The sequence below is a fragment of the Methylomonas rivi genome, from assembly GCF_024505165.1.
Taxonomy (GTDB): Bacteria; Pseudomonadota; Gammaproteobacteria; order Methylococcales; family Methylomonadaceae; genus Methylomonas; species Methylomonas rivi.
Genome location: NZ_JANIBK010000043.1, coordinates 22,838 through 28,837 on the forward strand (window position 1 = coordinate 22,838; position 6,000 = coordinate 28,837).

The following is a 6,000-nucleotide window of genomic DNA, read 5'->3' on the forward strand; positions in this document are numbered from 1 at the left end:
CGGGCGCAAGTTTTTTATGAGCCGGGCGATGATTATGCCGGATGATTCTTATCGAATTGCCGAGGCGTTAGGAAACAGCTTAATGCATGGCGCCATGCGCCTTGCCCTGGCGGAATCCTGCACCGGCGGAGCCATAGCCAAGGCGGTAACCGACGTGCCGGGCAGTTCGGCTTGGTTCGAGCGCGGTTTTGTCACCTACAGCAACGCGGCCAAGGTCGACATGCTGGGCGTAAGCCAGGCCACCTTGAATGCAAAAGGCGCGGTGAGCGAAGAAACGGCGTTGGAGATGGCGGAAGGGGCGTTGGTGCATAGCCTGGCCGATTTGGCCGTGGCCGTGACCGGTATTGCCGGACCGGACGGCGGCACGGCGGAGAAACCCGTCGGCACGGTATTTATCGCCTGGCAACTGCGCGGCCGGCCGGGACATTGCGTTAAACGACAATTTTCCGGAGACAGGCAGGCGGTGCGGAATCAAACGGTACTGTTTTGTTTACAGCAGGCTTGCCGCCTTGTAGAGGCTCAAAAATAACCCGGCTGGCGATCGCTTGAACGGAAAAAGGGTTTAGTCCCGCTGCGGCAATTACGTTAAAATGCTGTTTTAGTTCACTATGTAGATATTGTCGCCATGTTGAAAAAAACGTTGCTTACAGCGGTCATCGCGCTGATGACGGGTGCTTGCGCGACCAGTCCGACCGGCAGATCGCAGTTCATCTTCATGCCGGACAATCAGGTCGATCAAATGGGTTTGCAGGCTTTTGACAGCATGAAGAGCAAAAACCCGCTCAGCCAGAATCAGCGCTACAGCCAGTTCGCCCAATGCGTGGCTTATAGTCTTACGCGCGAAGTAGGCGGGCAGTGGGAGGTGGTGGTGTTTGAAGATGACACGTTAAACGCCTTTGCCTTGCCCGGCAATAAAATCGGCGTGCATTCCGGCTTGATCAATTTAACGGACAACCAGGACCAGTTGGCGGCGGTGATTGGCCATGAAATCGGCCACGTATTATCGCGGCACAGCAACGAGCGCTTGTCCCAGGAAACCGCCGTCAGTACCGGTTTGAGCATGGTGCAGGCCGTCACTCAGCCGCAAACGGCATTAGGCCAAACCGCGCTGGGTTTGCTCGGGGTGGGGGCGCAATATGGGGTGATTTTGCCGTATAGCCGCATTCACGAAACAGAGGCCGACACCATAGGTCTGGATTTAATGGCCAGAGCCGGCTTCGATCCGCGCCAGAGCATCAATCTATGGCTGAAAATGGAGAAAGCGGCGCAAGGCGGCCAGCCGATCGAGTTTATGTCGACGCATCCATCGCACGCCAGCCGCATCGATAATCTCAATCAACACATGAATCAAGCTCTCCAGCTACGGCAACAAGCCTGGAATATGGGTAAACAACCGCGTTGCGCCAAATAATGAATCCGCATTTACAGTTATTGCACCCTTACCCGTTCGAAAAGCTGGCCGCTTTAAAACAAGGCATCGAGCCTCCGGCGGACAAGACCCACATCGCCTTGTCGATCGGCGAACCCAAGCATGCCACGCCGGCGTTTATTCAAGAGGCCTTGGTGCGGCATCTGCAGGGTTTGACGCAATATCCGACTACCAAAGGCTTGCCGGAATTAAGACTAGCCATCGCCGAATGGACTTGCCGCCGTTTCGGCATTCCCGTTGGCGGCGTCGATGCGGAGACGCAGGTATTGCCGGTCAACGGCACCCGCGAAGCCCTGTTTGCGATTGTGCAGGCGGTGGTTGACCCGAGCGAAAAGCCGTTGGTCATCATGCCGAATCCGTTTTACCAAATCTACGAAGGCGCGGCCTTGCTGGCCGGAGCCGAGCCGTATTATTTGAACACGCTGGAAGCCGACGGCTATTTGCCGGATTTCGGCAGTGTGCCGGAAAAAATTTGGCGGCGCTGCCAATTGATTTTTATCTGTTCGCCCGGCAATCCTACCGGCACCGTAATGTCTCAGGCCGATCATGAAAAGTTGCTGGAACTGGCGGCCCGCTATGATTTCGTCATTGCCTCGGATGAGTGTTATACCGAGTTGTACGATGACGAAGCGTTACCGCCGCGCGGTTTATTGCAAAGCGCCTATCAGGCCGGCATTATCGATTTTAAAAATTGCGTGATATTTCAAAGCCTCTCCAAGCGCTCGAATGCGCCGGGCTTGCGTTCGGGTTTTGTGGCGGGCGATGCGGAGATTTTGCGACAGTTTCTAAAATACCGCACCTATCACGGTTGCCCGATACCGGTGACGACGCAATATGCCAGCATTGCCGCCTGGCGGGACGAGGATCACGTAAAGCGCAATCGCCAGTTGTACCGCGACAAATTCACCGCGTTTATCGAAATCCTGCGGGACGTATGCGAAATCAGCCGGCCGCCGGCCGGTTTTTATATCTGGCTAAAAACCGCGCTGCCTGATACCGAATTTGCGCTGCAATTGTTTGCTCAACAAAATATCACGGTGTTGCCGGGCAGTTACTTGTCCCGCGATAGCGGCGGCATCAATCCCGGTGCCAATCATGTGCGTATCGCCTTGGTGGCGCCGATCGAAGAATGTATCGAGGCCGCGCAACGCATCAAAATCTTTATTGAAGATATTCGGTAGGTCGGGTTAGCGTAGCGTAACCCGACACTCACAGCGTTCATATTGGGTTACGGCTAGCGCTTAACCCGCCTGCGTTTTTTTAACTTAACCAACGAGACCCCATGTCAAACCTGGAAACCATCATTAACGACGCCTTCGAAAACCGCGCCGAAATCAGCCCTGCTAGCGTTTCAGCCGAAATCCGCGCAGCGGTAAACCAAGCGCTGGAAATGCTCGATAAAGGACAAGCCCGTGTCGCCGAGAAAAAAGACGGCGATTGGGTGACCAATCAATGGCTGAAAAAAGCCGTATTGCTGTCGTTCCGCATCAACGAAAACAAGGTCATCGAAAGTGGCGACGTGCGCTATTACGATAAAGTGCCGACCAAATTCGGCCAATACAGCGAAGACGATTTCGCCCAGGCCGGCGTGCGCGTGGTGCCTAACGCCGTAGCCCGTTACGGTTCTTACGTGGCGCTCGGCGCTATTTTGATGCCGTCCTACGTCAACATCGGCGCCTACGTAGACAGCGGCACCATGGTCGACACCTGGGTAACCGTCGGTTCCTGCGCGCAAATCGGTAAAAACGTGCATTTATCCGGCGGCGTTGGCATCGGCGGCGTATTGGAACCGCTGCAAGCCAATCCGACCATCATCGGCGACAACTGCTTCATAGGCGCCCGTTCGGAAATCGTCGAAGGGGTTATCGTGGAAGATAACTGCGTGGTATCGATGGGTGTCTACATCGGTCAAAGCACCAAAATCTTCAATCGCATGACCGGCGAAATCAGCTATGGCCGCATCCCGGCCGGCTCCGTGGTGGTATCCGGCAACCTGCCGTCCAAAGACGGCAGCCACAGCCTGTATTGCGCGGTGATCATCAAGCAGGTAGACGAAAAAACCCGCAGCAAAACCGGGATTAACGAATTATTGCGGGATTAATTATTCGGAAAGTTTTGGTTAAGCATTTCGTAACTTTTCGCTGAGGCATTTCGCCCCTTGTCGCGTCGGGAGTTGTTTGAGTGAGTGAGGGAGGTCAAAATAAGTTTTGTATTTCCCTCATACCAGCCTCGCGCGTTGATAGTCATCTATTTGCTATAAATTTTGCCCAACAAACCTCCCATAAGGCGCTGCCGCCGACGCTTTACTGAATTGGCAGACCGGGTTTTAAAAAAAATCGCGAGAGTTGTGAAAAAGTATTTGACTCACCCGGTCTCATGCTTTAATATGCGCATCTCATCACGGGGCGGCGCAACTGCCTCGAAATAGAAGGTCATATCGGGGTATAGCGCAGTCTGGTAGCGCGTCTGCTTTGGGAGCAGAATGTCGGGAGTTCGAATCTCTCTACCCCGACCACGATTTGCGCTTGTAGCTCAGCTGGATAGAGCATCGGCCTTCTAAGCCGAGGGTCGCAGGTTCGAGTCCTGCCAAGCGTGCCATCGCAAAAATTCATCATTATGGTGAGCGTAGCTCAGTTGGTAGAGCCCCGGATTGTGATTCCGGTTGTCGTGGGTTCGAGCCCCATCGTTCACCCCAATAAATTCAATAACTTAAGAAGAGTTATTGGTCTCATTCCTACCAGCTGGTGACAAAGCTGGTGACAAATAGTCATTCATTTGATGGTTTTACCGTCTTCATTTTTACATCATAAACATTCAACATTGCAGCGGTCCGGTGCCCACTGGCATCCAGTTTGTTGCCCGTGGTATCGCTTACACCTTTCCTTTTTAAATCATGGAAAGTGAAGGGTATCCAATTTACCCCCATTTCTTCAGCTGCTTTTTTTGTTGAAACAGTGATTCGCCCCATAGCTGTTTTTAGGCTGTCGACGACAATTTTATCCCCTGTACGTTCACTGACAATAATGTGCCTATCTTCTGCACGGATTGGATGAGGTTGCTTTCGTTCTGCCAAAATCCGGTTCCTAGTAGACACCGCGAAATCCCACGCAGAACGCAGTCGCGGATTCCACTCTGTAATGTTGTCACGTGATCCCTTTCGGCGTTTAATCAGAAGGCCTTCCGGCAATTCGTTTGCATCAGTGAGATCCAGCACTTCAGACAAACGCATGCGGCAAAGATAGGCAATTTCCATGGCTGGCCAGACATACCAATAATTTGACGCTCTAGCAACTTGTAGCATGAATTCGTAATCCCGATCCTCTGCATAGTGCTGACGAGGTTTGATTGATAACTTTTTGACTCCGAGAGTGGGATTACTTTTGATTTTTTCGTATTCGTATGCCCATGAAAATACGCGTTTAATATAAGCGATTTCTTTATTGGCACGGCTTTCAGAGGATTCGCCTCGAGAATCACGGTATTTTCGAACAAGCCCGACTGTCCAGGAGGTGATCGGCAAATCACCTAGTTTGCCGTTCGTTGAAATGCTTCGTCCGCAAATATGCTGATGACAATCCAGATAATCTTTCTGTGTGGATGTTGCCAGTTTTCGCCAAATTGGAGTAGCTTGAAAGTCTCTGCTGATGGTTGAGAAAGTAGTAACCACTGCCAAATTTTGACTTTCATAAGCTTGCCAAATTTCGGCCAATGTTGCTGATGGCCCACATATGCGTTTCGATTTCCACTTTCCCGTGGCGTTATCTTTAATCTTGATCATCCACTTACCAAGACCGGATTTGTTCCACCAAACTCCGGTTGGCAATTTTTTGGCGTCAATGCGTGATGGAATGGGAGCTGTTCGCGGTGGACCTTTGGGCATCTTAGTTAATCGATAAAATCGATCTCCTCAACTATGGTGTTTGTATCGTTCAATTTTAATCCCATGGCGGCATTAATTGCATCTATCGTAGTGAAAATTTTACCCCCTTGTCCATATAAGTAACGGACACCATTTTTTCTTAGGCATCGTTCAATATCACCGGGTCTATCGTAACCAGTAGCTATTTTCAGTTGATCAATAGAAACAAGAGTTGTCATATCGATTGGTTAGATAGGTTATATCTCAACATCCAATTTTATTAACGTAAGCACGGTAGCCCGGATTATTGCTAGTTTTAAATATGGAAAGTGTTCAACTTATTGACTGTTTTAAAACGGTTTTACAGACACAACATCGCTCCAGCGATTTTTCGCTGCCCAAAATGATCAACACCGCTGAATAACAATGACCACATTCCGTAATCAGCAATTTTTTATTTCTCAAGTCTCGCGACACCAACCATGCCGTAGTGAAATCGAGGCTGCCACTAGGCAAGGAAATTTTAAAAAGATCGAATGCCTGGATCACGTTATGAATATCGCCGTGAATGTTTTCGGCTTCAATTGCACGAAATATCTTGGCGAAGAGCGTGGCTTCCTTGTACTGTTTTACGTTGCGCGTCAAGCCACGAATTGACTCTTTAATGGGACCCGAACTACCAGATCGCCCTAAAATCTCCTTGTAAGTAGCT

At 50.8% G+C, this 6,000-nt stretch carries 7 protein-coding genes and 3 tRNA genes; 7 read left to right on the forward strand and 3 right to left on the reverse strand.

Annotation, left to right across the window (positions count from 1 at the left end):
* Positions 1-34 precede the first annotated feature (34 nt).
* The 7 genes from NP596_RS10090 to NP596_RS10120 all read left to right on the forward strand — a co-directional run bounded on the left by NP596_RS10090 (position 35) and on the right by NP596_RS10120 (position 4,124).
* Positions 35-529, forward strand: coding sequence for a CinA family protein (locus NP596_RS10090; protein ID WP_256615227.1), 495 nt, complete (start codon positions 35-37; stop codon positions 527-529).
* 96 nt (positions 530-625) lie between these two features.
* Positions 626-1,411, forward strand: coding sequence for a M48 family metallopeptidase (locus NP596_RS10095; protein WP_256615228.1), 786 nt, complete (start codon positions 626-628; stop codon positions 1,409-1,411).
* Entirely contained in the window at positions 1,411-2,610 is a 1,200-nt protein-coding gene (dapC, locus tag NP596_RS10100) for a succinyldiaminopimelate transaminase (protein WP_256615229.1), read from the forward strand. Before NP596_RS10095 ends, dapC begins: the two co-directional genes overlap by 1 nt.
* A gap of 101 nt (positions 2,611-2,711) precedes the next feature.
* Complete coding sequence (gene dapD, locus NP596_RS10105; protein WP_256615230.1) at positions 2,712-3,530, forward strand: 2,3,4,5-tetrahydropyridine-2,6-dicarboxylate N-succinyltransferase; 819 nt, start codon at positions 2,712-2,714, stop codon at positions 3,528-3,530.
* A 337-nt stretch (positions 3,531-3,867) separates the two neighbouring features.
* Positions 3,868-3,944 (forward strand) — tRNA-Pro (locus NP596_RS10110).
* Positions 3,945-3,950: 6 nt separating this feature from the next.
* Positions 3,951-4,027, forward strand: a tRNA-Arg gene (locus NP596_RS10115).
* Positions 4,028-4,048: 21 nt separating this feature from the next.
* A tRNA-His gene (locus NP596_RS10120) sits at positions 4,049-4,124 on the forward strand.
* 72 nt (positions 4,125-4,196) lie between these two features.
* Here the strand turns inward: NP596_RS10120 and NP596_RS10125 are convergent.
* From NP596_RS10125 to NP596_RS10135, 3 genes are all read right to left on the reverse strand, one after another.
* On the reverse strand, positions 4,197-5,309 hold the full coding sequence (locus tag NP596_RS10125; protein WP_256615231.1) for a site-specific integrase: 1,113 nt from the start codon (positions 5,307-5,309) through the stop codon (positions 4,197-4,199).
* 5 nt (positions 5,310-5,314) lie between these two features.
* Positions 5,315-5,527, reverse strand: a complete 213-nt coding sequence (locus tag NP596_RS10130) for a hypothetical protein (RefSeq protein WP_256615232.1) — start codon at positions 5,525-5,527, stop codon at positions 5,315-5,317.
* Positions 5,528-5,621: 94 nt separating this feature from the next.
* Positions 5,622-6,000 (reverse strand): FlhC family transcriptional regulator (locus NP596_RS10135; protein WP_256615233.1); only part of this gene is annotated, 379 nt, incomplete at its 5' end.